The 26,454-nt window shown below is 63.9% G+C and carries 22 protein-coding genes; 14 read left to right on the forward strand and 8 right to left on the reverse strand.

What is annotated here, in order from left to right; translation table 11 throughout:
• Nucleotides 1–70: 70 nt before the first annotated feature.
• A complete protein-coding gene (locus tag OSW16_RS12720) occupies nt 71–922 on the reverse strand; it encodes a LysR family transcriptional regulator (RefSeq protein WP_267823598.1) in 852 nt (283 codons plus the stop codon).
• 156 nt (nt 923–1,078) lie between these two features.
• Between OSW16_RS12720 and OSW16_RS12725 the strand changes: the two genes are divergently transcribed.
• From OSW16_RS12725 to OSW16_RS12790, 14 genes are all read left to right on the forward strand, one after another.
• Nucleotides 1,079–1,990, forward strand: coding sequence for a LysR family transcriptional regulator (locus OSW16_RS12725; protein WP_267823600.1), 912 nt, complete (start codon nt 1,079–1,081; stop codon nt 1,988–1,990).
• Between the two features lie 100 nt (nt 1,991–2,090).
• Nucleotides 2,091–2,999, forward strand: a complete 909-nt coding sequence (locus OSW16_RS12730; RefSeq protein ID WP_267823602.1) for a hydroxymethylglutaryl-CoA lyase — start codon at nt 2,091–2,093, stop codon at nt 2,997–2,999.
• Between the two features lie 11 nt (nt 3,000–3,010).
• The gene (locus OSW16_RS12735) at nt 3,011–4,204 is read left to right on the forward strand and encodes a CaiB/BaiF CoA transferase family protein (protein ID WP_267823604.1); all 1,194 of its coding nucleotides are present in this window, start codon (nt 3,011–3,013) and stop codon (nt 4,202–4,204) included.
• Nucleotides 4,205–4,206: 2 nt separating this feature from the next.
• The gene (locus OSW16_RS12740) at nt 4,207–4,731 is read left to right on the forward strand and encodes a gamma carbonic anhydrase family protein (RefSeq protein ID WP_267823606.1); all 525 of its coding nucleotides are present in this window, start codon (nt 4,207–4,209) and stop codon (nt 4,729–4,731) included.
• A gap of 66 nt (nt 4,732–4,797) precedes the next feature.
• Entirely contained in the window at nt 4,798–6,114 is a 1,317-nt protein-coding gene (locus OSW16_RS12745; protein ID WP_267823608.1) for an MFS transporter, read from the forward strand.
• Nucleotides 6,115–6,148: 34 nt separating this feature from the next.
• The gene (locus tag OSW16_RS12750) at nt 6,149–7,432 is read left to right on the forward strand and encodes an OprD family porin (protein WP_267823610.1); all 1,284 of its coding nucleotides are present in this window, start codon (nt 6,149–6,151) and stop codon (nt 7,430–7,432) included.
• Nucleotides 7,433–7,658: 226 nt separating this feature from the next.
• The gene (locus OSW16_RS12755) at nt 7,659–8,396 is read left to right on the forward strand and encodes a gluconate 2-dehydrogenase subunit 3 family protein (RefSeq protein ID WP_267823612.1); all 738 of its coding nucleotides are present in this window, start codon (nt 7,659–7,661) and stop codon (nt 8,394–8,396) included.
• 3 nt (nt 8,397–8,399) lie between these two features.
• Nucleotides 8,400–10,184, forward strand: coding sequence for a GMC family oxidoreductase (locus OSW16_RS12760; protein WP_241806881.1), 1,785 nt, complete (start codon nt 8,400–8,402; stop codon nt 10,182–10,184).
• Nucleotides 10,185–10,195: 11 nt separating this feature from the next.
• The gene (locus tag OSW16_RS12765; protein WP_267823615.1) at nt 10,196–11,443 is read left to right on the forward strand and encodes a cytochrome c; all 1,248 of its coding nucleotides are present in this window, start codon (nt 10,196–10,198) and stop codon (nt 11,441–11,443) included.
• Between the two features lie 396 nt (nt 11,444–11,839).
• The gene (locus OSW16_RS12770; RefSeq protein ID WP_267823617.1) at nt 11,840–12,862 is read left to right on the forward strand and encodes a LacI family DNA-binding transcriptional regulator; all 1,023 of its coding nucleotides are present in this window, start codon (nt 11,840–11,842) and stop codon (nt 12,860–12,862) included.
• A 72-nt stretch (nt 12,863–12,934) separates the two neighbouring features.
• Nucleotides 12,935–13,720, forward strand: coding sequence for a sugar phosphate isomerase/epimerase family protein (locus OSW16_RS12775; protein WP_267823619.1), 786 nt, complete (start codon nt 12,935–12,937; stop codon nt 13,718–13,720).
• The gene (locus tag OSW16_RS12780; protein ID WP_267823621.1) at nt 13,707–14,657 is read left to right on the forward strand and encodes a sugar kinase; all 951 of its coding nucleotides are present in this window, start codon (nt 13,707–13,709) and stop codon (nt 14,655–14,657) included. The genes OSW16_RS12775 and OSW16_RS12780 overlap by 14 nt, the downstream gene beginning before the upstream one ends.
• A gap of 61 nt (nt 14,658–14,718) precedes the next feature.
• A complete protein-coding gene (locus OSW16_RS12785; protein WP_267823623.1) occupies nt 14,719–16,011 on the forward strand; it encodes an MFS transporter in 1,293 nt (430 codons plus the stop codon).
• A gap of 9 nt (nt 16,012–16,020) precedes the next feature.
• Nucleotides 16,021–16,986, forward strand: coding sequence for a 2-hydroxyacid dehydrogenase (locus OSW16_RS12790; RefSeq protein ID WP_267823626.1), 966 nt, complete (start codon nt 16,021–16,023; stop codon nt 16,984–16,986).
• A gap of 42 nt (nt 16,987–17,028) precedes the next feature.
• On the opposite strand, the gene OSW16_RS12795 is transcribed toward OSW16_RS12790, so the two are convergent.
• The 7 genes from OSW16_RS12795 to OSW16_RS12825 form a co-directional block, all read right to left on the reverse strand.
• Entirely contained in the window at nt 17,029–18,216 is a 1,188-nt protein-coding gene (locus OSW16_RS12795) for an MFS transporter (protein ID WP_267823628.1), read from the reverse strand.
• 87 nt (nt 18,217–18,303) lie between these two features.
• Complete coding sequence (locus OSW16_RS12800; RefSeq protein WP_267823630.1) at nt 18,304–19,677, reverse strand: APC family permease; 1,374 nt, start codon at nt 19,675–19,677, stop codon at nt 18,304–18,306.
• 192 nt (nt 19,678–19,869) lie between these two features.
• Nucleotides 19,870–22,407, reverse strand: coding sequence for an HWE histidine kinase domain-containing protein (locus OSW16_RS12805; protein ID WP_267823633.1), 2,538 nt, complete (start codon nt 22,405–22,407; stop codon nt 19,870–19,872).
• Between the two features lie 229 nt (nt 22,408–22,636).
• Nucleotides 22,637–22,807: a hypothetical protein gene (locus tag OSW16_RS12810; protein WP_267823636.1), complete on the reverse strand. Its 171-nt coding sequence runs from the start codon at nt 22,805–22,807 to the stop codon at nt 22,637–22,639.
• Between the two features lie 140 nt (nt 22,808–22,947).
• On the reverse strand, nt 22,948–24,087 hold the full coding sequence (locus tag OSW16_RS12815) for an FUSC family protein (protein WP_267823638.1): 1,140 nt from the start codon (nt 24,085–24,087) through the stop codon (nt 22,948–22,950).
• A 135-nt stretch (nt 24,088–24,222) separates the two neighbouring features.
• Nucleotides 24,223–25,230 (reverse strand): zinc-binding alcohol dehydrogenase family protein, encoded by a 1,008-nt coding sequence (locus OSW16_RS12820; RefSeq protein WP_267823640.1) that lies wholly within the window; start codon nt 25,228–25,230, stop codon nt 24,223–24,225.
• Between the two features lie 137 nt (nt 25,231–25,367).
• Complete coding sequence (locus OSW16_RS12825; protein ID WP_267823642.1) at nt 25,368–26,288, reverse strand: bestrophin family protein; 921 nt, start codon at nt 26,286–26,288, stop codon at nt 25,368–25,370.
• Between the last annotated feature and the right edge of the window lie 166 nt (nt 26,289–26,454).

Raw genomic sequence — 26,454 nt, forward strand, 5'->3', positions numbered from 1 at the left:
ATGGGTGAAGCTTAGCGGGGCTATGGCCCTGCGGAAATCCCGTATCGCTGCAGGCGAGCTCTGCAGAAATTCACAAGCGCAGCAGGGGCTTGACCTGTTGCTGCAAAAAGTCGGTGACGGCCTTGATGCGTGGTGTATTGCGCACGTCCTCATGCACGGCCAGCCATATTTCGATGCTCATGGTTTGTGTTTCTTCCCCGATGGCCTGCAGGCCATGCTCCTGGGCCATGAACGCCGGCAGGCAGGCGATGCCGATGCCGCCGGCCGCCGCCTGGGCCTGGATACGCAGGTCGTTGCTTTGCAAGACAAAGGTTTGATGGTGGGTTTGCGCGAGCAACCACTGCTGCTGCGGCGACTTGGCCTGGGACTGGTCGTAGCCGATGTAGCGTGGCGCGCTGGTGCTGCGCAGGTAGCCGGGGGCGGCATACAGGCGGTAATCCAGGTGGCCGAGCAGGCTGGCCACCAGCGTCGGTTCGCTCGGCCTGGCCAAGGTGATGCTGATATCAGCCTCGCGCCGTGCCAGCGAGGCCCGGGACTTGCTGCCGACCAGTTTGAGGCGCAGCTGCGGATAACGGCTGCACAACTCGCCCAGGCGCCGGGCGATGATGCTGCCCAGCAGCGCGGGCGGGGCGGCCAGCACCACGTCGCCTGCAACCTGTTGCTGGTCCGCCGTGGCGAAGTGTTCGAGGGCGAAAGACGACTGGGTCATTTGCTCGGCATATTCGCCCACGCGGCGGCCCTGCTCGGTCAGCACATAGGCCCTGGGGCGGCGGTCGACCAGTTTTAGATTGAGCGCGGCTTCCAGCGCGGCGATGCGCCGGGCCACAGTGGCGTGGTCGACGCCCAATTGCTTGGCCGCAGCCGAGAGCGAGCCTTCGTTGATGAAGGCAGAGAAATGGCGCAGATCTTCCCAATCGAACATGGCGGGCCTCAGGTAAGGGGGCCCCATGATAAAGCCGTTGGGTAAACCTGTGGGCACGCGTTCACCCGCGAACACGAGCCAAGCCCACCCCAAGAGACAACAGCGCCGTTTTCAACTGATGCTAGGATGGCTGCCACCCTCTGCCCGGACACTGCCATGCAGCCCCTCGATCACCTGTCACTGCACCTGTTCATCGTGGTCTGCGAAGAGGGCACCATCGCCCGCGCCGGTGAGCGGGCGTTCATGGCGCCGTCGGCGGTCAGCAAGCGTATCTCCGATATCGAGGCCCGCTTTGGCACTGCGTTGTTCACACGCAGCAAACGTGGGGTCGAACCAACCCCGGCAGGGCTTGCGCTGTTGCGCCATGCCCGCGGCCTGACGCGGGCCATGGAGCGCCTGGACAGCGAGCTGAGCGAATACGCCGAAGGCGCGCGTGGGCATGTGCGGGTTCTGGCCAATGTGTCGTCGATCATCGAGTTTCTGCCTGAGGAGCTGTCGGCCTTCATGCTGGAACACCCGCTGATCCAGGCAGACATCGAAGAGCGGTTCAGCCCGGATGTGGTGCGCGGGGTGGCTGAGGGCAATGCCGACCTGGGCATTTGCAGGCAGTCTGCGGCAGTCGGTGACCTGGAATACGTGCCTTATCGTCAGGACCACCTGGCCGTGGTGGTCGGCGCCAGCCACCCGCTGGCAGGGCGCAGCAGCATTGCCTTTGCCGAAACCCTGGGCTACGAGCACCTGGGCCTTTCGGCATTCGCCACGTTGAACAATTTCATGCGCAAGAGCGCCGAGGCCACCGGCAAAGAACTGCGTTTTCGCTCCTATGTGTCGTCGTTCGACGCCGCGTACCGGCTGGTGCAGTTCGGCCTGGGCCTGGCGGTGTTCCCGCAGGAGGCCGTGGCGCGCTATGCGCCGCTGTTCGATTTGCGCGTGATCCCGCTGACCGATGACTGGGCGCTGGGTGAATTCGTTATCTGCATGCGCGACCGGCATTCGCTGTCGCTGTCGGCGCGGCGCTTGCTGGACCACCTGTTGTTGCGCGCCCCAGCCAGGCAAAGCCTGCCCTGATATCCATCGTGGCTGGCGATGGATCAGCCCGTGAAACACGTCTTTTCTGCCTGCCGTGGTGCTCGTAGTCTGGCTGCACGCTTCAGACAGAGAACCCCTGATGACAACAATAACAATCAACGAAGTCGGCCTGCGTGATGGCCTGCAGAGCCTGCAAACGGTCATGCCGACCGCCGCGAAGCTGCGATGGATCGACAGCGCCTACGCCGCCGGCGTACGCCATATGGAAGTCGCCTCGTTCGTGCCGGCCAGGCTGCTGCCTCAGATGGCCGACGCCAAACAGGTGGTCGCCCACGCCCTGACATACCCCGATTTGCTGGTCACGGTCCTGGCCCCCAACCTGCGCGGCGCCCTGGATGCGCTGGAGTCTGGCGCGCAGCGTATCGTGGCGCCGGTGTCGGTGAGCACTGCCCACAGCCTGGCCAACGTCCGCCGTACGCCCCAGGAGATGGTCGAGGAGCTGGGGCGCATGTGCCAGCTGCGCAACGAGACGGGCCGGCATGAGGTGCAGATGATCGCCGGCATGTCGGTGGCCTTTGGCTGCACCCGCCAGGGTGACGTGCCGCTGAGCGACCTGTGCGCCTTGACCCGCCAGGTGATCGAGGCCGGTTGCGACCTGGTTTCGCTGGGCGACACCACCGGTTACGCCAACCCCGGCCAGGTCGCGACGGTGATCCAGGCCGTACGCGCCATCGCCGGCGAGCGGCTGCGCGCCGCGCATTTTCATGACACCCGTGGCCTGGCCTTGGCCAACAGCCTGGTCGCCGTGCAGCAGGGCATCCGCGAGCTGGACGCGTCGCTGGCGGGGCTTGGCGGTTGCCCGTTCGCACCGGGTGCCTCGGGCAATACCGTCACCGAAGACCTGGTGTTCATGCTGCAGAGCATGGGCCTGGACACCGGCATCGACCTGCAGGCGCTGATCGACTCACGCCAGGTGCTGCGTGACGCCTTGCCCGAAGAGCCGCTCTACGGCGCTATCGCCCGTGCCGGGCTGCCACTCAACTATTAAGGGATACAGCAATGTCCAGACTCCCCTTGGATGGCATCCGTGTCGTCGAGATTTCGCACATGGTCATGGGCCCCACCTGCGGCATGATCCTCGGTGACCTTGGCGCCGAAGTGATCAAGATCGAGCCTACCCGCGGTGACGGCACGCGCCGGTTGCTGGGTGCGGGGGCGGGTTTTTTCCGCACCTTCAACCGCAACAAGCAATGCATCGCCGTTGACGTCGAAACGCCCCAGGGCCGCGAAGCCGTGCTGCAGCTGATCGACACGGCCGACGTGTTCATCGAGAACTTCAAACCCGGGCGCATGCACAAGCTCGGTTTCGACTACGCCGCGCTGCGCCAGCGCAACCCCCGGCTGGTCTACGCCTCGCACAAGGGCTTCCTCAGTGGCCCTTACGACAACCGCCTGGCGCTGGACGAAGTGGTGCAGATGATGGCGGGCCTTGCCTACATGACCGGCCCGGTGGGCCGGCCCTTGCGCGCGGGCAGTTCGGTGAACGACATCATGGGCGGCATGTTCGGCGCCATCGGTGTGCTCGCCGCGCTGAACGAGCGCAACAGCACCGGCAGCGGCCGCGAGGTACAAAGTGCGCTGTACGAAAACTGCGTACTGCTGGCCGCCCAGCACATGCAGCAGTATGTGGTGACCGGGGAGGCCGCAGCGCCCATGCCCAACCGCATCAGTGCCTGGGCCATCTACGACGTGTTCACCTTTGCCGGGGGCGAGCAGATGTTCGTGGCCGCGACCGGGGAAGGGCAGTGGAACGCGCTGTGCCAGCTGCTGGGCCAGGCCGCATTGCGGGATGACCCGACGCTGGCCACCAACAATGACCGGGTGCTGCAGCGCCCACGCTTACTGGCGCACCTGGCTGAAGTGTTCGCCAACCTCGATGCCCAGCAACTGGCGGCTGAGCTGGAGGCCAACGGCATCCCGTTCGCGCCCATCCGGCGCCCTGAAGAACTGTTCGATGATGCGCACCTGCTAGAAAGCGGCGGCATGGCCGAGCTGGTCCTGGAAGACGGCAGCAGCACGCCGATGCCGTTGCTGCCGCTGTCGCTCGATGGCCAGCGCCTGCAACCGCGCCGCTCGATCCCGCGCATTGGCGAGCACACGCACAAGGTCATGCGCGAGCTGGGCTACAGCGACCAACACATCGCCCAGCTGTGCGCAGCGGGCGTTCTCAAGACTGACGAGCAGGGGTGCTAAGGATGGCTATCTATCGCTACGACACACTCACTCCCACCCTTCACCCAGAAACCTTCGTCGCCGAACAGGCCACGGTGATAGGCGACGTCACCCTGGAGCAGGGTGCCAGTGTCTGGCCGCAGGCGGTGCTGCGCGGCGACAACGCTGCAATCCGCATTGGCCAGCACAGCAATGTTCAGGAAGGCGCGGTGCTGCATGCCGACCCAGGCTTCGCACTGACCGTGGGCAGTGGCGTCACCATTGGCCACCAGGCGATGCTGCATGGCTGCACGGTCGCTGATGGTGCACTGATCGGCATTCAGGCGGTGGTACTCAATGGTGCGGTCATCGGCCGCAACTGCCTGGTGGGCGCGGGCGCCATCGTTACCGAAGGCAAGGTCTTCCCCGACAATTCCCTGATCCTCGGCGCACCGGCCAAGGTGGTGCGCGAGCTGACGCCTGACGCTATCGCCCACATGCACGCCAACGCAGCCGATTACCTTCGCAAAGGGGCCGCCTACAAGGAAAAGCTTGTGCGCATTGGCTAACAGCCCTTCAGTGGCGCCCAAAAGGGCGCCGCCGCTCTCCAATAATTACAAGAACGGAGATCCATCATGGTTGCCTTGACCGGTGTTCTGGCGCGCGAGCGCAATGACAGCCACATCAATGAACTGCTGCTGTACCGCCGCGTGGCCTGGCGCATCATGCCGCTGGCCATCATCTGTTTCCTGTTTTCCTACTTCGACCGCATCAACATCAGCTTCGCCAAAGCCCAGATGCAGGCTGAGCTTGGCCTGAGCGACGCTGCCTATGGCCTGGCCGCGAGCATGTTCTTCATCGGCTACGTATTGTTCGAAGTGCCGAGCAGCCTGGGCCTGAAACGCTACGGAGCGCCGGCGTGGATCTGCCGGATCATGGTGTCCTGGGGGCTGGCTACCGCCGCGCTGGTGTTTGCCTACACACAGTACACGTTGTACTTCCTGCGCTTTCTGATCGGTGTGATGGAGGCCGGTTTCGGGCCGGCGATCCTGTTCTACCTGGCGTGCTGGTTCCCGCGTAGACACTTGGCGAAGATGAATGGCCTGTGGTTCCTCGCGGTGCCTCTGGCCGGTGCGATGGGTGGGCCGGCAGCGGGTTTCTTGCTGGGGACCATGGACGGCGTGCTTGGCCTGGCCGGCTGGCACTGGCTGTTTTTGATGTCGGGCCTGCCATGCGTAGTGCTGGGTATCGTAGTGCTGTACAAGCTCGACCGTGATATCGAGTCGGCCCGCTGGTTGAGCCGTGCGGAAAAAGACCTGCTGGTGGAAAACCTGGCGCAGGACCAACGCGCGCAGAAACCAGTGCTGGGGTCGTTGTGGCGGGTACTGCTGACCCGCGAAGTGGCGATCATGGCGTTCATCTATTACGTGGTGAAATCCGCGTCCTACGGCCTGAACTTCTGGATGCCGCACCTGATCAAGTCCTCGGGTGTGCAGGACATGCTGTGGGTCGGCGTGCTGTCTGCGCTGCCGTACGCGGTAGCCTGTGTCGGCATGGTGCTGCTGACCCGGCGCTCGGACCGCACCGGCGAGCGCAAGCGCTACCTGGTCTATTGCCTGCTGGCGGCCGCGGCCGGCTACTTGCTGGCGTGCCTGTTCTCGGACTCGTCCTGGGCGATGATGGCGGCGCTGGTACTGGCCACGGCAGGTACATTCATCGCCATTCCGATCTTCTGGACCATCCCGCAGTCCACGTTCTCGGGCCTGGCGATCGCCACCGGCACGGCGGCGATCAACTCTGTGGGGCAGCTCAGCGGCATCGTGGCGCCGGTGATGGTGGGGCAGATCAACGACCTCACCGGTAGCAGCTACATGGGCATGCTATCCATTGCGCCGCTGATCCTGCTCGCCTGCCTGGTGGTGATGCGTTACGTCAAAAACCCCAAGGCCTGAACCTGCCCGACAACAACAATAACAAGGCACATTCATGATCACTTCCACCTCCGTGCGGGCATCGCTGATGCTCGCGGCGTTCTGCTGCGCGTGGCAACCCGCGCAGGCTGCCTTTGTCGAGGACGGCAAAGGTAGCCTGGAGCTGCGCAACTTCTACTTTGACCGCGACTTTCACGGTGATGCCGCCAGCCAATCCCGGCGTGGCGAATGGGCCCAGGGCTTCATGCTCAAGTGGCAGTCCGGCTACACCCAGGGTGTGCTGGGGTTTGGCCTGGATGCGGTCGGGATGCTTGGCGTAAAGCTCGATTCATCGCCGAACCGCAGCGGCACCGGACTGCTGCCGCGGGGCAGCGACAAGCGCGCGGCGGACAGCTACAGCAAGGCGGTCGCCACGTTCAAGACGAAGCTGTCGCAGACCGAGCTGCAGGTGGGCGCGCTCAGCCCGCAGTTGCCGTTGCTCGCGTCGAACAACAGCCGCTTGTTCCCACAATGGTTCAACGGCGCGCAACTGGTGAGCAAGGACCTCGACAACCTGGTGCTGACGTTACTGCAGGTAGATGCCACCAAGCTGCGTGACTCCACCGATTATGAAGACCTGACGGCGATGGCGCAGCAGGGCGCCTATTCGGCCACAGTGAGCAGTACCCGGTTGTATTACCTGGGGGCCGATTATCAGCCGATCAAGAACCTGACCCTGAGCCTGCACGCCAGCCAACTGGATGACCTGATCCGCCGGGATTACGCCGGGTTCAAGTACAGGACTGGCGTGGGGCCAGGTGAAGCCTTCACCGAATGGCGCTGGTTCAATGCCCAGGAGCAGGGAAGGGCGTTGCTCGGTGAGGTGGATAACCAGACCTTGAGCACCCAGTTTGGTTACAGCTTCACCGGCCATACCCTCAGCGGGGGTTATCAGAAGGTCAGTGGCGATACGGCCTACGCCTATGTGGGCGGGACCGACACTTATCTGTTCAGCGAACAGCAGGTGAGCACCTTTGCGCTGGCCAACGAACGCGCCTGGATGTTGCGCTATGACTACAACTTTGCCGCGCTGGGCATACCTGGACTCACGTTCAATGTGCGCTATGTGAAAGGCGATCAGGTCGACCCGCAGCGCATCGCCAGCGCCAAGGGCAGGGCGCTGGCTGCGCGAGGCGGTGAAGGGGAGGAGTGGGAGCGCACAACGGACGTGACCTATGTGGTGCAGTCGGGGGCGCTGAAGAATCTTTCGCTGCGCTGGCGCAATGCGAGCATGCGCTCGAATTTTGCGGATGCGGCGGATGAAAATCGGGTGATCGTGGGGTATGTGGTCGAGTTTTGATGGGTGGAGTACAAGTGTGCTCTAGTGAGTGGATGGCTTGTTCTTCGCTTTGGGTGGCCACCCACGCAAGCGCGCCTGCGCGGGTGGCCACGACCCATGCAAGTGATATGAAACCGGTTTCAAAATGTTTCCGAACCAGCTAGATTAGGCGGTTTATCAGGGCCTCTCCCTGACCGAAACCCAGACGGCGCAACCCAAGGCCGCCCTATGCTGATGAGGACTCGCAATGCCTGAGCATGCCCCCGACAACCCGCGCCGGGACTTCCTGCGCAAAACGTTGACCCTGATTCCCGTGGTCACCGTGGCGACCAGCACCGGCCTGGGTGCCGGCCAACTGCTGGCCCAGCCGGCCCGCGAACCGAAGGTACCCGCGACACCGCCCGCTGGCCATTACCAGCCGACGTTCTTCACCGCTGAGGAATGGGCCTTCGTGCAGGCGGCGGTGTCGCGCATCATCCCCGCTGACGAGCTGGGCCCCGGCGCACTCGAAGCAGGCGCCGCCGAATTTATCGACCGCCAGATGAACACCCCCTATGCCACAGGTGCCCAGTGGTACATGCAAGGCCCGTTCAAGGCCGATGCCGCCCCGGAGCTTGGCTACCAGCTGCAACTGAGCCCACAGCAAATCTACCGCCTGGGCATCGCCGCTGCGGACGCCTGGTGCAAAAATGCCAGCGGCAAAACTTTCGCCGAGCAAGATAGCGCTACCCGAGACAAGGTTCTTGCCAAGATCGAAGCCGGTGAGATCGTTTTCGACCAATTGCCGGCAAAGGTGTTTTTCAGCCTGCTGGTGCAGAACACCCGCGAGGGGTTCTTCTGTGACCCGATTCACGGTGGCAACAAGGGCATGGTCGGCTGGACGCAAATCGGCTTCCCAGGTGCCCGCGCAGACTTCATGGATTGGGCCGAGCGCAACGAGCCTTACCCCTTCCCGGCAGTATCGATTCGTGGCGAGAGGGCGTAAGGCATGGCCAATGCAATGAAGAAGGTCGATGCGGTGATCGTCGGTTTCGGCTGGGCGGGCGCCATCATGGCCAAGGAACTCACCGAGGCCGGGCTGCAGGTGGTCGCGCTGGAGCGCGGGCCGATGCAGGACACCTACCCCGAGGGCAGCTACCCACAGGTCATCGATGAGCTGACTTACAGCGTGCGCAAGAAGCTGTTCGTGGATGTCTCCAAGGAAACCGTCACCATCCGCCACAGCGTCCACGATGTCGCGCTGCCCAACCGCCAGCTCGGTGCCTTCCTGCCCGGCAAGGGCGTGGGCGGCGCAGGCTTGCACTGGTCCGGCGTGCATTTTCGTGTAGACCCGATGGAACTGCGCATGCGCAGCCACTACGAAGAGCGCTACGGCAAACGCTTCATCCCTGAAGACATGACCATCCAGGACTTTGGCGTGAGCTACGAGGAGCTCGAACCTTGCTTCGACTTCGCCGAGAAGGTCTTCGGCACCTCGGGCCAGGCCTGGACCGTGAACGGCAAGGTGGTCGGCGAAGGCAAGGGCGGCAACCCCTATGCACCGGACCGCTCAAACCCCTTCCCGCTGGTGTCGCAGAAGAACGTGGTGTCGGCGCAGCTGTTCCAGAAGGCCGCCGCCAGCCTGGGCTACAAGCCCTACAACCTGCCTTCGGCCAACACCTCGGGCCCCTACACTAACCCGTATGGCGCACAGATGGGGCCGTGCAACTTCTGCGGCTTCTGCAGCGGGTACGTCTGCTACATGTACTCCAAGGCCTCGCCCAACGTGAACATCCTGCCGGCGCTGCGCCAGGTGCCGCATTTCGAGCTGCGGGCCAATGCCCACGTGCTACGGGTGAACCTGGACGACAGCAAGCGCAAGGCTACCGGCGTGACCTACATCGATGCCCAGGGGCGGGAAGTGGAGCAGCCGGCGGACATCGTCATCCTGGCCGCGTTCCAGTTCAACAACGTGCGCCTGATGCTGCTGTCGGGCATCGGCAAACCCTATGACCCGATCAAGAACGAAGGGGTCGTGGGGCGCAACTTCGCCTACCAGAATATGGGCACGGTGAAAGCGTTCTTCGACAAGGACACCTACACCAACAACTTCATCGGCGCTGGCGGTAACGGTGTGGCGATCGACGACTTCAACGCCGACAACTTCGACCATGGGCCGCACGGTTTCGTCGGCGGCTCGCCGATGTGGGTCAACCAGGCCGGCAGCCGGCCGATTGCCGGTGTTGCCAACCCACCGGGCACGCCCGCGTGGGGCAGTGCCTGGAAGAAGGCCACGGCCGATTACTACACCCACCAGGTGTCGATGGACGCCCACGGCGCGCACCAGTCTTACCGTGGCAACTACCTGGACCTCGACCCGACCTACCGTGACGCCTATGGCCAGCCGCTGCTGCGCATGACCTTCGACTGGCAGGAAAACGACATCAAGATGAATCAGTTCATGGTCGACAAGCTAAGCAAGATCGCCCAGGCGATGAACCCGAAAACGATCGCTGTGCTCGGCAAGAAGGTCCAGGAGCACTTCAATACCGCCAACTATCAGACCACCCACCTCAACGGCGGCGCGATCATGGGCACCGACCCCAAAACCAGTGCCCTGAACCGCTACCTGCAAAGCTGGGACGTGCACAACGTGTTCGTCCCGGGGGCTTCGGCGTTCCCCCAAGGCCTGGGTTACAACCCCACCGGCCTGGTGGCGGCACTGACCTACTGGTCGGCGCGGGCCATCCGCGAGCAGTACCTGAAAAACCCCGGCCCGCTGGTTCAGGCGTGAGGAGCGATGGCATGAAACGACTGTTGATCGCGACCCTGCTGTTGGGCACGGGCCTGGCTGCCCAGGCTGAGGAAGCCACCGATGCACTGGTGAAGAAGGGCGAGTACCTGGCCCGTGCCGGTGACTGCGTGGCCTGCCATACCGCCAAGGGCGGCAAGCCTTTTGCCGGTGGGCTGCCGATGCAAACCCCTATCGGCACCGTGTACTCCACCAACATCACCCCGGATGTCACCGGCATCGGCCAGTACAGTTTCGAAGATTTCGACCTGGCCGTGCGCAAGGGCGTGGCCAAGGACGGCAGCACGCTGTACCCGGCCATGCCGTACCCGTCCTATGCGCGGGTCACGGACGAGGACATGCGCGCGCTGTACGCCTACTTCATGCAAGGCGTGCAACCGGTGGCGCAGCCGAACAAGGCCACCGACATCCCTTGGCCCTTGAGCATGCGTTGGCCGCTGGCGATCTGGCGGGGCATGTTCGCGCCAGAGGTGAAAGCCTGGCAAGCGCCGGCCGGCGCAGACCCGGTGGTCAGCCGGGGTGCCTACCTGGTGGAGGGGCTGGGCCATTGCGGCGCGTGCCATACACCGCGTGCCCTGACCATGCAGGAAAAGGCCCTAAGCCCCGCCGATGGCGAGCAGTTCCTTGCCGGCAGCGCGCCGTTGGAAGGCTGGATCGCCAAGAACTTGCGCGGTGACCACAAGGACGGGCTGGGCAGCTGGAGCGAGGAGCAGCTGGTGCAGTTTCTGAAAACCGGCCGCAGTGACCGCAGTGCCGTTTTCGGCGGCATGAGCGATGTGGTCGAACACAGCATGCAGCACTTGAGCGATGGCGACCTGACGGCCATTGCCCGCTACCTCAAGACGCTGCCGGCAAGCGACCCGGACGACCAGCCGCATGTGTATGACAAGCAAGTGGCACAGGCTTTGTGGAATGGCGATGACAGCAAGCCGGGTGCGGCGGTGTACATCGACAACTGCGCCGCCTGCCACCGCACCGATGGCCAGGGGTATACCCGGGTGTTCCCGGCGCTGGCCGGCAATCCGGTGGTACAGACGGCCGATGCCACCTCGCTGATTCATGTGGTGCTCGAAGGCGGCACGGTGCCGGCGACCCATACCGCGCCGTCGAACCTCACCATGCCAGCGTTCGGCTGGCGCTTGAGCGATCAGGAAGTGGCTGAGGTGGTGAACTTCATCCGCACCAGTTGGGGTAACCAGGGCAGCGCTGTTTCGGCCAGTGATGTGAAGGCCATTCGATAGGGCTGGCGCTATCCCCTTGTGGGCGTCGGCTTGCCGGTGGTGCCGACACCGCGGTGTATGGCACCGGCTTCGCCGGTGATCGCCGGCAAGCCGGCTCCCACTGGGGGGTGAGCGGCGCCTCAAATAGTGGACACCAATCCAGCCTTTGGCGGCTAGATGTGGCGTCAATAAGACTGGCACTAGACCTTTGTGGGAGCCGGCTTGCCGGCGATGCGGACACTGCGGTGCATGGCACCGGCTTCGCCGGTGATCGCTGGCAAATTGAATTACTCAGTGACCCGCAAAGGTCGCACCCCTGTAAAATCCCGACGAACGGTAGGTGACGAAAGCGCGCGGTTTTGATGTATTGAAACCGGTTTCATTCACCGTCACCGACAATAATCACAAGGGACCGAAATGACCGATCTGCCTGCCCATTCCCGTGAGCGCGTGACCATCAGCGAGGTCGCACGCGTTGCCGGCGTCTCCAAGGCCACCGTGTCGCGCTACATCGGCGGCGATCGCCAACTGCTGGCAGAAGCTACCGCCAAGCGCCTTGAAGAAGTCATCGAACGCCTGGGCTACCGGCCCAACCAGATGGCCCGCGGCCTCAAGCGTGGCCAGACGCGTTTGATCGGCATGCTGGTCGCAGACATCCTCAACCCCTATTCAGTCGCGGTGATGCACGGCGTTGAAACCGCCTGCCGCCAGCACGGCTACAGCCTCGTGGTGTGCAACACCAACCGCGACGACGAGCAAGAGCGCCATCACCTGGCGGCCCTGCAGTCTTACAACGTCGAGGGCCTGATCGTGAACACCCTCGGCCATCACCCCGGCGAACTGCTGAACCTGCAGCGTGACATGCCCATGGTCCTGGTAGACCGGCAACTGCCAGAGCTGAACGTCGACCTGGTAGGGTTGGATAACGCCCACGCCATCGGCCAGGCCCTGGACCATTTGCAGGCGCGCGGCTACCGCGACATCCTGGCGGTCACCGAACCGCTGGACGGCACCAGCTCCCGGCTGGAACGCACCCAGGCATTCACCGCGTCGATCAGCCGCCGCGCTGGCATGCGCCAACAACTGGTGGAAATCGACAACGCGCTGCCCGCCCGGCTTGACGCCTTTCTCGCCAGCAAGGGCCATGGCCCGCAGGCGATCTTCACCTTCAACGGCGTGGCCACCCTGGCGGTGACCCGTGTACTGCACGACGCTGGTTGCAACCTGTTCCAGGACGTAGGCCTGATTGCGCTGGACGAACTGGACTGGTACCCGCTGGTGGGCAGCGGCATCACCGCGCTCGCCCAACCCACCCAACGCATCGGCGTGGCCGCCTTCGACTGCCTGCTCGACCGCCTGCGCGGGGAGAGCGGGGCGCCCCGGCGCCTGAACTTCGAAGCAGAGTTGATCATCCGAGGTTCCACGCAATCACGAAACTGAAGCAATGGCTGGCAAAGACGCCGGCCATTGCTGCAGCCTAAAAATGAAACCGGTTTCATAAGGATAAGAACAATGCACGCGAACCCCGTTTCCATCAGCCTTTCCAGCTACGGTGCCAGCCTGGTCCGGGAGCGTGGCCAGGAGAGCTTCCTTGAAATGCTGGCCGCTGCCGGCGTGAGCTGTGTCGAACTGCGCGAAGAGCTGTTCGACGAGGCGCCGGATGCCACCGCGCTGTCGGCGGCAATCACCGCGCTGCAGTTGCAGTGCCTGTATTCCACGCCACTGGAGCTGTGGACGCCTGAAGGGCAGCTGGACGCGCGCTTGCCCGCCAAGCTGGCGCTGGCCCGCGCACTCGGCGCTGTGGCGCTGAAGGTGTCGTTGGGGCATTACCCTGGCGCAGGCGACCTGGCAGGCTTGCAAGCGCACCTGCGCCCGGGTGACCCGCTGTTGCTGGTGGAGAACGACCAGACCGTGCAGGGCGGGCGCATCGCCCCGCTGCTGCAGTTTTTCCAGCGCTGCGAGGAGCAGGGGCTGGCGCTGGGCATGACCTTCGATATCGGCAACTGGCAATGGCAGGGTGAATCCGCCGCGCAGGCAGCCCAGTCGCTTGGCCGCTGGGTGCGCTATGTGCATTGCAAGGCGGTGCAGCGCGAAGCCAGCGGGCGCCTGGTAGCTGTTGTGCCCCAGGCACGCGACCTGATGGCTTGGGAGGCGATGTTCGCCGAGTTCACCCCTGGGCTGATGCGCGCCGTGGAGTACCCGCTGGCCGGCGCTGATTTGCTGGCGTTGACCCGCGCCCAGGTCAATAACCTGGCCCGCATCGCCATGAGCGAGGAGGTGAGCCATGCCTACGCATGACGTTCTGTGTTTTGGCGAAACCATGGCCATGTTCGTTGCCGAGCAGGTCGGTGACCTGGCGGCTGTAGGGGCATTTACCAAGCGCATTGCCGGCGCCGACAGCAATGTGGCCATCGGCCTTGCCCGCCTGGGTTTTCGGGTGCGTTGGCTGAGCCGGGTGGGCAACGACTCGCTCGGGCGCTTCGTGCTCGACACCCTGCAGCAGGAAGGGCTGGACTGCAGCCAAGTGGAGGTCGATGACCAGCACCCGACCGGCTTTCAGCTCAAGGGCCGTTGCGACGACGGCAGCGACCCGGTGGTGGAGTATTTTCGCCGCAACTCCGCGGCCAGCCACCTGTCGCTGGCGCAGCTCAGCCCGGCGTTGCTGCAGGCCCGCCACCTTCACGCTACCGGTATTCCACTGGCGCTGTCGGCCGGCTGCAGGGCGCTGGCCCATGAGCTGGTCGAACGCATGCGCAGCGAAGGGCGCAGCATCTCCTTCGACCCCAACCTGCGCCCGTCGCTGTGGCCCGACAGTGCGAGCATGGTCCGTGAGGTCAACGCGCTGGCGGTGAAGGCGCATTGGCTGCTGCCAGGGCTGGAGGAAGGGCGCCTGTTGACCGGTTTGCAAACCCCGGCAGACATCGCTGCGTTCTACCTGGACCGTGGTGTCGAGCATGTGGTGATCAAGCTGGGCGGCGAGGGTGCCTACTACCGCAATGCTCAAGGCCAAGGGCAGGTCGCCCCTGTACCCGTGGCCAGGGTGGTGGACACTGTCGGCGCCGGCGACGCCTTTGCCGCTGGCGTGGTCAGTGGCCTGCTCGAAGGCCGCCCGCTGGCCGAGGCGGTCGCTCGCGGCAACTGGTGCGGCAGCCGCGCCGTGCAATCGCGCGGCGACATGGAAGGACTGCCCCTGCGCCGGGAGCTGGAAGCGTACGCGTTACTCAAGAGTGCCTGAAACTTTGATCGCCGGTACGCCGGCCGGTTGCTACAAAAACAACAAGCTCAGGAGCCGCATCATGCAATCGACAAGCCTCGCCCCACGCCGTTGGTGGTACATCATCCCGATCGTCTTCGTCACTTACAGCCTGGCCTACCTCGACCGCGCCAACTACGGCTTCGCCGCCGCCTCAGGCATGGCCGATGACCTGAACATCACCCCGGCGCTGTCGTCCCTGCTGGGGGCGCTGTTTTTCCTCGGCTACTTCTTCTTCCAGGTGCCTGGCGCCATCTACGCGCAAAAACGCAGCGTCAAAAAGCTGATTTTCGTCAGCCTGATCCTCTGGGGCAGCCTGGCGACCCTGACCGGCATGGTCAGCAACGTCTACCTGCTGATTGGCATCCGCTTCCTGCTCGGGGTGGTCGAGGCCGCGGTGATGCCGGCGATGCTGGTGTACCTGTGCCATTGGTTCACCCGCGCCGAACGCTCGCGCGCCAATACCTTCCTGATGCTGGGCAACCCGGTGACCATCCTGTGGATGTCGGTGGTCTCGGGGTACCTGATCAAGCATTTCGACTGGCGCTGGATGTTCATCATCGAGGGCCTGCCGGCGGTGCTCTGGGCGTTCATCTGGTGGCGCCTGGTGGACGACCGGCCAGCCCAGGTGGGCTGGTTGAACGAGGCGGAAAAAGCCTCGCTCGAACAGGCCCTGGCCGCTGAGCAGCAAGGCATCAAGCCGGTGAAGAACTACCGCGAAGCGTTTCGCTCGGCGCAGGTCATCGTGCTGTCACTGCAGTACTTCTGCTGGAGCATCGGGGTGTACGGCTTCGTGCTGTGGCTGCCTTCGATCCTCAAGCAAGCGGCGAACGTCGACATCGTCGAGGCCGGCTGGCTGGCCTCGGTGCCCTACCTGGCAGCGGTGCTGGCCATGGTCGGGGTGTCGTGGGCCTCTGACAAACTGCAAAAGCGCAAGCGCTTCGTCTGGCCGCCCTTGCTGATCGCCGCGCTGGCGTTCTATGGCTCCTACGCGTTGGGCACCGAGCATTTCTGGGCGTCCTATGCATTGCTGGTGATTGCCGGGGCTTGCATGTACGCCCCCTACGGCCCGTTCTTCGCCATCGTGCCGGAGATCCTGCCCAGCAATGTGGCCGGTGGGGCCATGGCCCTGATCAACAGCATGGGCGCGCTGGGCTCGTTCGGCGGCTCGTGGCTGGTGGGCTACCTCAACGGCGCCACCGGTGGCCCTGGCGCTTCTTACCTGTTCATGTGCGGTGCGCTGCTGACAGCAGTGGCGCTCACGGCTGCACTGAAAACTCCGCAAACCTCCGGCCAGGCCAAGCCCCGCGGCCAGCGCCTGGCCATGAGCCAATAGGAAACAGCCATGAAAAAGCGAATCGTCCTTTACAAGCGCCTGCCCGAGGCCTTGCTGGCGCGCCTGCAACAGCAGGTCGAGGTGACCTGGGTGGATACCACCGGCAGTGACGGCCTGGCCCGGCTGCGCGATGCCTTGCCCGGCGCCCACGGCCTGCTGGGCGCCAGTGTGCGGCTGGACAGCAGCCTGCTGGACCTGGCGCCCCAGCTTGAAGTGGTGGCCAGTGTGTCGGTCGGCGTCGACAACTACGACATTGCCGAACTCACCCGCCGTGGCGTGATGCTGACCAATACCCCTGATGTCTTGACCGAAACCACCGCCGACACCGGCTTTGCCCTGATCCTGGCCACTGCCCGTCGGGTCGTGGAGCTGGCCGGCTGGGTACGTGACGGCCACTGGCAGGCCAACATTGGGCCGGCGCACTTTGGCAGTGACGTGCATGGCAAGACCTTGGGCATCGTTGGCATGGGGCGCATTGGCGAGGCCTTGGCAAGGCGTGGCGCCGCCGGGTTCGGCATGCGCGTGCTGTACCACAGTTCGCGGGCCAAACCAGAGGTGGAGGCCCGCTATGGTGCCCGCTATCGCACCCTGGACGCGCTGCTGAGCGAGGCGGACTTTGTCTGTTTGACGGTGCCTTTGAGCGCCAGCACCGAAGGCTTGATCGGTGCACGGGAGCTCTCGCTGATGAAGCCCGAGGCCATCCTGGTGAACATTGCCCGCGGACGTGTGGTGGATGAGCAGGCACTGCTTGCGGCGTTGCAGGCCAAGCGCATACGCGGCGCCGGGCTGGATGTGTTCGTGCAGGAGCCGTTGCCGGCACATTCGCCCCTGTTGCACCTTGACAATGTGGTGGCAACCCCGCATATCGGCTCGGCAACCCATGAAACCCGCGAGGCCATGGCGCGCTGTGCGGTAGAGAACCTGTTGAGCGCGTTGGCGGGGCACAGGCCGGCGAATCTGGTGAATGAGGTCTGAACGCGAGCGCCGCACGTGCGGCGCTCACTGGAAGGCAGCCTGCTAATGGCCACCCTTCATGCGCCGCGCCACCGCGTATATCCCCAAGCCCACCAGCGCCGCAGCGGCGCCGATATAGCCGGTGCTGGTCCAGCCCAGCCCGGCACTGATGGCCATGCCGCCAAACCACGGCCCCAAGGCATTGGCCAGGTTGAAGGCCGCATGGTTGGAAGCCGCTGCCAGGCTCGGCGCTTCGTGGGCAATGTCCATCAGGCGGATCTGCAAGGGCGCGGCCAGTGCGATCATGGTGCCGACCAGGCCGATGCCCAACAACAGTGTCCACAGCGAATGGGCAGCGAAGGTGAAGAACACCAGCACGGCGGTCGACCACACCAGGACGATGCCCACGGCGCGGAACTGCAGCCGGTCGAACAGCTTGCCGCCGGCAATGTTGCCGATGATGCCGCCAAGACCGAAGGCGGCCAGGCCAAAGGGAATCCACTGGGGCGCTACTCGAGTCACTTCCAGCATGGTCGGCGCCAGATAGCTGAACACACAGAACATGCCGGCAAAACCGATCGAGGCGATGCCCAGCGCCATCCACACCTGCGGCAGGGTGAAGGCTTTCAGTTCCTTGCGTGGGTCGCTGCGTACTTCATCGCTGCGTTGCGGCACGTAGTGCCAGACCAGGGCGATGGTGCACAGGGCGATCAGGCCCACCAGCAAAAACGCCGAGCGCCAGCCAAAGTACTGCCCCAGGAATGTCGCCACGGGGTTACCCAGCAACATGGCCAGTGTGAGGCCCATCATTACCCGGGCTACGGCGCCGGCGCGCTGGTTGCTCGGTACCATGCTCGAGGCAACCACCGCAGCGATGCCGAAGTACGCACCATGGGGCAGGCCGCTGATGAAGCGGAAGGCCACCAACCCTGCGAACGACGGGGCGAAGGCGGTGGCCAGGTTGCCGATGGCATACAGCGCCATCAACAAAAGCAGCATGTGCTTGCGCAGCAGCTTGGCACCGAGAATGGCCAGTGCCGGCGCACCCACCACCACACCCAGCGCGTAGGCGCTGATCGCATGGCCTACCTGGGGCTCGCTCAGGTGCAGGTTGGCGGCGATGTCCGGCATCAGCCCCATGATCGCGAATTCGCCGGTGCCAATGGCAAAACTGCCCAAGGCCATGGCGGCTTCCATCTTGCCGATTTCGCCTTTGGAAAGGGCGACTGGCGGTACTTCATGAACTGACATTAGGATCCCTATTGAAACATGCTGAAACGTTCAAGGCGGGATCATAGTCAATTCGTCCACTGAGCGTCGAGGACGACGGGCAGTGGTTCAGTCCATCATCTGCAGCTCGGGCAGCTTCACCCGAAAGGCGCGGGTCAGCCCGAGCAAGCAGACGAAACCTGCCGCCATCCAGCACAGGCCGATGGTGAACGACATGCTCGACAGGCTGCTCCACAGCCACAGTGTGCTCAAGAAACCCAGCGCCGGCAGGGCGCCATACAGCAGGCAGTTGCGTGTGCCACGCAGCTTTTGGTCGACGAGGTAATGCTTGACCACCGCTAGGTTGACGGCCGAAAAAGCAAACAGTGCGCCGAAGCTGATCATGTTGGCGACGGTGTCCAAGGTGATGAACAGGGCGACCAGCGACAGGGTGCTGACCAGCATGATCGCCGTGGCCGGCACGCGCTTTCGCGTCACCAGGCGGCCAAACGCCCGCGGCAATGCGCCGTCGCGGCCCATGGCGAACAGCACGCGGGACACGCTGGCCTGGGACACCATGGCCGAGGCGAAGCAGCCGGCCACGTAGGTGGCGGTAAAGCCGGTCACCAGCAGTTCGCCACCGACATGGCGCATCACATCCACCGAGGCGGAGTCCGGGTCAGCGAACGAGGCCCAGTCGGGGAAGACCATCTGGGCGCAGTACGACACCAGCAAAAACAGCAGGCCACCGATCACCGACACGGCCAGGATCGCCTGCGGGATACGCCGGGTCGGGTCGCTGGTTTCCTCGGCCATGGTCGACACCGCGTCGAAGCCCAGAAACGACAGGCACAGCACCGCAGCGCCGGTCATGATCAGCGGAACACTGAAGCCCTCGTGGTGGAACGGTGCCAGCAATGACACCGGTGCGCTCTGCTCGCTGAGGTTGCGCACCGACAGCGCGACGAAAACGATGATGAACACCAGTTGCGCCACCACCAGTATCCAGTTGACCCGGGTGATCGACTCGATGCCGATCAGGTTGAGGAAGGTGACCAGGGTGATCGAGCCCAGCACCCACACCCAGGCGGGCACCGCCGGGAAGTACTCGGACATGTAGATGCCGATCAAAAGGTAGCTGAGTAAGGGCAGGAAGATGTAGTCGAGCAGCAGGGTCCAGCCGGCGATGAAACCGAAGTGGCTGCCGAAGGCCTTGCGGGTGTAGGTGTAGACCGAGCCGGAGTACGGGTGGGCCTGGACCATGCGGCCGTAGCTGTAGGCGGTGAGCAACATGGCGGCGAGGGTCAGCAGGTAGGCGGTGGGCAGATGCCCTTTGGTCATCTGGGTGACCAGCCCGTAGGTGGTGAACACGGCCAGGGGCACCATGTAGGCGAGGCCGAACAGCACCAGTGCGGTCATGCCCATGGATTTTCTGAAGCGGCCTGAAGCGGTGGGGTGCGACGCAGAGCGGGGCGGGTGGGCTGTATTTGTTGTTGTATGCATTGCTGACTCCTGGTTCTGGATGCAGGACGCCGCAATATGCGAGCAGGCTCGATACTGTTGATGGCGTTGGATCAGGGGCAGAGCTTGAGGTGGGACGAGGGAATGCTCCCACACTCGCGGCGCACCCGAAATCACCCTTTGGGGGGAGCCTGTACAGGAGCCGCGCCATGGCTCCTGCACGCAGGTGGCGCGCTAGGCCAGCAGGTTTTCCAGGTTGTGCAGGATCGAGGCTGCGTCGTAGGGCTTGCGCACCACCGGCACATGTTTCAAATGCTCGGGGATGTTCATGCTGTCGCCGTAGCCGGTGGCGAACAGGAAGGGGATATTCAGGTTGGTCAGCGCTTCGGCCACGGCAATGGAGGTGCCGGTGCCCAGGTTGATGTCCAGCACGGCGACATCCGGGGTGTGGCTGGCAAGCAACTTCAGGGCTTCGGCTTCAGAGCTGGCGGTGAGCACTTCCTGCACCTGCGCATCGGCCAGGATCTGCTCAAGGCCAACCGCGATCACCAGCTGGTCTTCGAGTATCAGCACGCGCGCCTTGGCCAGGCTGCTGCAGTCTACCTGTGGCTGCTGGTGGGTAACGGCCGGGGTCTCGCTGGCGAGCTCTTCGACCAGCGTCAGGTGCTTCGCCGGAATCCGGAAGAAGCCCTGCAGGCCCTCTGGCCTGTATTCGAGAGTGCTGCTGCCACCCAGGTCGAACGGGATGCTTCGCTCGATCAGAACAGAGCCGAAGCCGCTGCGGGTCGGTGCCCGTACGATTGGCCCGCCGCTCTCGCGCCAAGTGATGTCACAGGCCCCACCCGAGTCGACCACCCAGCTGACGGCCAGCTTGCCGCCCGCCCTGGACAAGGCCCCGTACTTGGCCGCATTGGTCGCCAGTTCGTGAAGCACCAGGGCCATCACCGAATAGGCGCGGGCATCGAGCAGCAGCGCGGGGCCGTTGAGCGCCAGTGCATCGGCGCTGGTGCGGTAAGGCGACAGTTCGGCCTCCAGCAAGTTGCCAAAACGGCCGCCACCGTCACCGCGTACCACCTGATCATGTGCCAGGGACAATGCCTGGATCCGCCCTTTGAGCGTCGCCACATAGCCACTGAGCGTCTGGTTTTCCGAGGTGGGGTGGGCCACCAGCGTACCGATGAGCGCAAGAATGTTCTTCACCCGGTGGTTCAGTTCCTCGTTGAGCATCCGCTGGCGAACAGCCGCCCTGGAACGCTCATCGGCCAGCAGTTCGCTGTTATGCAGCGCCACCTCGACCACCGCCGCACGGATGGCTTCGCCAAACTGGCGGTCCTGCTCGGACCAGGGCAAGCAGTGGTGGTGGACTGTCTCTTTCCACACGGCGAAGCTCTTGCGGGGGGTGAGGCGGTCGCCCAGAGGGCCGCTTTCGTACGTCTTGTTGGGGTCGCCCGCCCAGTTCAGGGTTTCGACCACCTCCTTGCGAAACAGCATGAGGTAGTCACGTGGGTGCTGCGACATCGGGATGATCAGCACCCCCGCGACATCCAAGGCATAGTCCTTGGCTGCAGGGTGCGCCAGCGACAGGCAGTTCGACGCCCAGGTGCGGCCTTCGGCGACGCCTTCGGCAAAGCTGAGCAAACCGGGTACCGCCTGCCTTGGCGGCGTCAGCCCGGCCACGGTCCATTGGCCTTGCAGCGCCATGCCAATACCGTCGCAGGGGATCAGGCCCTGAAAGTCGGGCAAGCGCGCGCGCAGCAGTTCGTCGATGTCCGTTGTGCGGTGCGCATCGTGCAGCAGGTTGTCGAGCACCTGCCGGGCGTGGGCGGCGGCCTCCAGCGTTTGGCGGGCGTTGAGGGTCTGGATGTGCAGGGAAAAGAACTCGCCGAACATCTCAGCCGCGACCCGCTGCCCCATGCTCAGCGTGCGTGGTGCGTAATGGTGGCAGGCGATCAGCCCCCAAAGGGCACCGTCGACGATCACTGAAATCGACATGGATGCGCCCACGCCCATGTTGTTCAGGTATTCGCAGTGAATCGGCGAAACGCTGCGCAGGTGGGCATAGGAGAGGTCGAGGGGCTCGCCAGACAAGTCCAGTACCGGCTCGAGCGGCACGGTCTTGAAGTTGGCGTCGGAAATGACCCTCACCGGGTTACGCAGGTACAGTGCCCGGGCCTGCTGCGGAATGTCCGAGCCTGGGAAGTATTGCCCCAGGAAGCTCTCAAGCCCGCTACGCCTGGCTTCGGCCACGACCTTGCCAGCGCCGTCGGCGCCCAGCTGGTAGATCATCACGCGGTCGTAACCGAGCAGTGCGCGAACCCGCTTGGCGGTATCGGCCACGAGCCTGTCGGAGCGGTCGATCTCGCGCAATTGGGCGATGACCGTGCGCACCAGTTCGATTGGTTCGGCGATGCTTTGGCTGGCAGGCTCGAACTCAAGGATGACAGTGCCCTTGAACAGGTGGGCAGACACGTCGAATGCTTTGCCTGAGGCCAGCACCACGCCAAACGACAGCGCTGGTCGGGAAGCTTCCCTCACACGCGCCAGTGAGTTGCGCACCGTGTGGGCTGCCTCGACGCCGATGATTGCCTCCAGCCGTTGACCATTGACGCCGCCTGCCACGCCGAGCATGGACGCGGTATTTGCCGAGTGGCGCAGGACCAGGCTGGCTGAGGCGTCGCAGGCGAGCAGGCAGCCGTGTGGCTGGATGCTGCCCGGTATCTGGATCGGCTCGCGATCGCAATTGGTCAAGTTGACGTGAGGTTGCAAGGTCATGGTTTTCCGCCGGCAGTGCTAAGACCGGCTGCCTGTGTGACCGCCGAGCATGTTCAAGCAAACGCAGTGTTCACAGTTGCATTAACTGGCGAGTCTAGCCTGCGCCTATGGCTTAGTCACCTTGGCGTCGCAGAGGTTTCGGCGGCTATCGCCCAAATTGCCATCAGCGGGTGCCGGCGCGATGGCTTGGGTGTGCAGGCTTGGGCCAAGGGCGCCGGGGCGGGTTGACCTACGCCTGGAAGTCCGATGGGTTGGGCGCATCATTGAGTGCATCCTGGCGGATGTCGAGATATACGGCCGCTCCGCATACGCCGAGCAGGCCTACCGAGGCGATCACGATGTCGCCCAGCAGCATGCCGGCGAGCAGGATCAACAAACTTAGCCTACAGAACAGCGCCATGGCCACCTCCTTGGCAATTGGGATGCGCGATGCCCCGTACCCTATCGCCTGAGGCCCAGGGATGCAGCCTTGCCTGCTGGTTGTGGCAATCCTGGCGCCCGCTTTGGCAGAACGAGCGCCTTCGGGGCGCGAACGGTGGTTCACCTGCCTGATCTGGTGTCCGTTTTGCCCTGCGCGCGTAGGTGGACTAACAGGTTCGCCAGTTGCACTGCACCGATCAGGATGAAGCCGGCAACGATACCTTCCAGGCGTATCAGCCCAGGTTCAGGGCTGGCATCGGCATAGGCGTCCGGCACCATCACCACCAGGTACACCAGCGCGAACTGAGTGCCGGCATAGGCGAAGGAGCGGTTGCTGTTCTCGATATGCCGGCCCAACAGCACCCCGATGCACATCACCAAGGTCATGGCCAGCCAGTTCGAACCCATCAACCCCAGTGCCAGCCAAGCGCACGCGGCGCCGGCAGCACAGCCGATCAGGCGATGGATATTGCGCAGGGTCACTGCCTTGCTGCCAGGCACCAGCGCGGCTGGCGGCACCATCATCACCGCCATGATGGTAATGGCTGCCTGGCTTAGCCCCTCGACGGCGAGCCACTGGCCCAGCAGTGGAATCAGTGCCAGCGCAACGCCGGCCTGCAGGGCGTGCACCCGCATGCTGCGGGTAACCTTGGCGGGCAGGGCCGCCTTGGCAAGCGGGGCGTGCGCTGTGACGACAGGCAACGCGCGCCTCACTGTGTGGCCAGAGAGCATCGCCACGAACCAGCAGGCCAGGGTACCGCAGGCCACTTCTTCGATCCGGGTTCTGGCGAAGTACAGCACGGCATCGGGGTCGTCGGCCTGCAGGCTCGCGATAGACACCATGGCGAAGGTAAGCCCGGTGAACAACCACGCATAACCATGGGCATAGCGGATGGCACACAGCAACGTGGCAGCACCGACCAGGCCGATGACCAGGCCAAGCCAGTGCCCGGGCAGCCCCGTGCGCGTCGCGAGTACGGCAGCGGCCATGGCGCCGGCCGCGGTGCCGATGATTCTCAGCCCGCCCCGATAGACAGTGTCGTGCAGGCTGGAGCGCATGACCATGTACCCACTGAACGCGGCCCAGCCGACATTGGCAACGCCCAGGTAGTGCGCCATGGCTATGGCCAGCAGCACTGAAAGCAGGGTTTCCGCCTCGTCGACCAGGCGCTGGGGCAGCCGCTGTGGGGTGACGAACTCCGAACGTATGCCTTGGCAGAATTTCGCCAGGCCGTGCCAAGGTGAGTGTTGATCGGACATTGCAGTACCGTGACCATGTTCGACGGCGTGGCGCGACCTGCCACTGGCCCCTGAGCACAGGATAGGCCAGCAGCGGGCAGTGGTCGGTTTACCTAATCCCCCTGGGGTACTGCACTGTTGCCATGAACCTCTGCTTCAAAAGCCTTCCAGCACGATCTTGCCGCGGGCTTTGCCGCTTTCGAGCAGGGCATGGGCGCGCCGCAGGTTGTCAGCGCTGATGGCGCCGTAGTGCTCGCCCACGGTGGTCTTGAGCACACCCTCGTCGACCAGGGCCGACACGCGCTCGAGCAACTGATGCTGTTTGATCATGTCTTCGGTCGTGTACAGCGAACGGGTGAACATCAGCTCCCAGTGCAGCGACAATGACTTGCGTTTGAGCGGCACGACGTCCAGTTGGGCGGGGTCATCGATCAGCGCAAGCTTGCCTTGCGGCCGAAGCACTTCCACCAGTTGCGCCAGGTAAGCGTCGGTGTGCGTCAGGCTGATCACATAATCCACTGGCTCCAGGGCGTGCTCTGCCAGTTGCTGGGGAATCGAAACGGTGTGATCGATCACATGGTGGGCACCCAGTTCGCTGACCCATTGCTGGGTTTGTGGGCGCGATGCCGTGCCGATCACGGTCAGTTGCGTCAGCTGCCTGGCCAGCTGCACCAGGATCGACCCAACGCCGCCACCGGCGCCAATGATCAGCAGGCGTTGCCCCTTGCCACCGTGCTGCTCAACGCCCAGGCGGTCGAACAGCAGTTCCCAGGCGGTGATGGACGTCAGCGGCAAGGCTGCGGCACTGGCATCGTCCAGGCTGCGGGGTTTACGCCCGACGATGCGCTCATCCACCAGGTGGTACTCGCTGTAGCTGCCAGGGCGGTCGATGGCACCGGCATAGAACACCTCGTCACCGGGCTGGAACAGTGTCACCGCGTTGCCGACCTCGCGCACGATACCGACCGCATCCCAGCCCAGCACCTGCGGCTGGTCGGCGCTGCGCGAGGCCCTTACCTTGGTGTCCACCGGGTTGACCGCAATGGCCTTGACTTCGACCAGCAGATCGCGGGCACCTGGGGTGGGCTTGGGCAGATCGGCCTCGTACAGCGACTGCGGGTCCTGAATCGGCAAACCGGGTTGGGTGAAAACAATGGCCTTCATTGCCATGACCTCGTTAGGGGAAGGAGTGCTGCTGAGGCTACCTGCATTGTGTTGAGTCAAAAACAGGGGCAATCGGATAAGACTTTCACTTTTACGGTGAAAATCAGCCGCGCCGCGCCTGTTTCGGTCGGCGCGGCTCAAAGCCTCTGCAGCGCCGGGGTTGGCTCGTTACACAGCGACAGCACCCCGCGTTCCGGCGAGTTGAACATCGACTTGAGATTGCTTTCGATATTGCGGCAAAAGTCTTCGGTACGGATGCGGTGCTGGCTGTTGCCGAACGGCGCCTGAAGGTCCGTGCCGATCCGTTCCATGGCCAGCAGCATGCAGCCCACGACCGTCGATACGACCGGCGTGAACCAGCCTAAGGTTGGAACCAGGCTCAGCGGCATGATGATGCAGAACAGCGTGCCAAACAGCCTGGGGAAATACACATAAGGGTAGGGCAGCGGTGTATTGGCGATACGCTCCATGCCGCCTTGCCAGTTCGACAGGTCTACCAGGGTCGACTCGATGCGCGCCAGCCTGATGCTGTCCAGGCGACCTTCGTTGAACTCGTGCGTGATCAATTCTGCCGAACCGCTGAGAATGTCGTTGGGCACGTTGCTGGACCCGGCCAGGCGGGCCCGTTCACTTTCAGTGAGCAAAGCGCCCAGCGCTTCGGGGTTTCTGTCGCCACCCAGGTGCATGCGCAGGGCATGCAGATAAGCCACGTGCCGGCGCATGAGCTGGGCTTTGACCGGGTTCAGGCCCTGGCTGTCTTCGATGAGGGTAAGCACCTGCCGGCCCAGGCTGCGCGAGCTGTTGACCATCGACCCCCACAGCGTCCTGGCCTCCCACCAGCGATTGTACGCACTGGAGTTGCGAAAGCTGATGAGCACCACCAGCGCGGAGCACAACAGCGTCAGGGGCATCAGCGGAAGCTCGAACCCGTAGCCTGTGACCAGCATGGCATCGAGGGTAACGGCCACGTCCCACAGCAGTAGCCACAGCAGCGACCACCCGACGTATGTGACCGTCCTGGCCAGGCATTTCCATTTCATATCCAGTGCGTGGGTCATGGCACAACTCCTTGTAAGCCCTTTGAAGACGGGCGAAAGCGCCTTTGCTGGGGACAGGTTAAGGTGCCAGACTTAATCGCAGCTTAATCTTGAGCTTGAGCATGGTGGAGCCTTCCGGCGCTTGGCGCAGGTGTGCGACCATGGCCGACGGTTGTCACTGAGAGAC

The organism is Pseudomonas putida, from assembly GCF_026625125.1.
Classification (GTDB): domain Bacteria; phylum Pseudomonadota; class Gammaproteobacteria; order Pseudomonadales; family Pseudomonadaceae; genus Aquipseudomonas; species Aquipseudomonas putida_X.

Coding starts and splice junctions, on each gene's coding strand:
- OSW16_RS12720 (WP_267823598.1), bottom strand. CDS start 922: ATGTTCGATTGGGAAGATCTGCGCCATTTCTCTGCCTTCATCAACGAA.
- OSW16_RS12725 (WP_267823600.1), top strand. CDS start 1,079: ATGCAGCCCCTCGATCACCTGTCACTGCACCTGTTCATCGTGGTCTGC.
- OSW16_RS12730 (WP_267823602.1), top strand. CDS start 2,091: ATGACAACAATAACAATCAACGAAGTCGGCCTGCGTGATGGCCTGCAG.
- OSW16_RS12735 (WP_267823604.1), top strand. CDS start 3,011: ATGTCCAGACTCCCCTTGGATGGCATCCGTGTCGTCGAGATTTCGCAC.
- OSW16_RS12740 (WP_267823606.1), top strand. CDS start 4,207: ATGGCTATCTATCGCTACGACACACTCACTCCCACCCTTCACCCAGAA.
- OSW16_RS12745 (WP_267823608.1), top strand. CDS start 4,798: ATGGTTGCCTTGACCGGTGTTCTGGCGCGCGAGCGCAATGACAGCCAC.
- OSW16_RS12750 (WP_267823610.1), top strand. CDS start 6,149: ATGATCACTTCCACCTCCGTGCGGGCATCGCTGATGCTCGCGGCGTTC.
- OSW16_RS12755 (WP_267823612.1), top strand. CDS start 7,659: ATGCCTGAGCATGCCCCCGACAACCCGCGCCGGGACTTCCTGCGCAAA.
- OSW16_RS12760 (WP_241806881.1), top strand. CDS start 8,400: ATGGCCAATGCAATGAAGAAGGTCGATGCGGTGATCGTCGGTTTCGGC.
- OSW16_RS12765 (WP_267823615.1), top strand. CDS start 10,196: ATGAAACGACTGTTGATCGCGACCCTGCTGTTGGGCACGGGCCTGGCT.
- OSW16_RS12770 (WP_267823617.1), top strand. CDS start 11,840: ATGACCGATCTGCCTGCCCATTCCCGTGAGCGCGTGACCATCAGCGAG.
- OSW16_RS12775 (WP_267823619.1), top strand. CDS start 12,935: ATGCACGCGAACCCCGTTTCCATCAGCCTTTCCAGCTACGGTGCCAGC.
- OSW16_RS12780 (WP_267823621.1), top strand. CDS start 13,707: ATGCCTACGCATGACGTTCTGTGTTTTGGCGAAACCATGGCCATGTTC.
- OSW16_RS12785 (WP_267823623.1), top strand. CDS start 14,719: ATGCAATCGACAAGCCTCGCCCCACGCCGTTGGTGGTACATCATCCCG.
- OSW16_RS12790 (WP_267823626.1), top strand. CDS start 16,021: ATGAAAAAGCGAATCGTCCTTTACAAGCGCCTGCCCGAGGCCTTGCTG.
- OSW16_RS12795 (WP_267823628.1), bottom strand. CDS start 18,216: ATGTCAGTTCATGAAGTACCGCCAGTCGCCCTTTCCAAAGGCGAAATC.
- OSW16_RS12800 (WP_267823630.1), bottom strand. CDS start 19,677: ATGCATACAACAACAAATACAGCCCACCCGCCCCGCTCTGCGTCGCAC.
- OSW16_RS12805 (WP_267823633.1), bottom strand. CDS start 22,407: ATGACCTTGCAACCTCACGTCAACTTGACCAATTGCGATCGCGAGCCG.
- OSW16_RS12810 (WP_267823636.1), bottom strand. CDS start 22,807: ATGGCGCTGTTCTGTAGGCTAAGTTTGTTGATCCTGCTCGCCGGCATG.
- OSW16_RS12815 (WP_267823638.1), bottom strand. CDS start 24,087: ATGTCCGATCAACACTCACCTTGGCACGGCCTGGCGAAATTCTGCCAA.
- OSW16_RS12820 (WP_267823640.1), bottom strand. CDS start 25,230: ATGAAGGCCATTGTTTTCACCCAACCCGGTTTGCCGATTCAGGACCCG.
- OSW16_RS12825 (WP_267823642.1), bottom strand. CDS start 26,288: ATGACCCACGCACTGGATATGAAATGGAAATGCCTGGCCAGGACGGTC.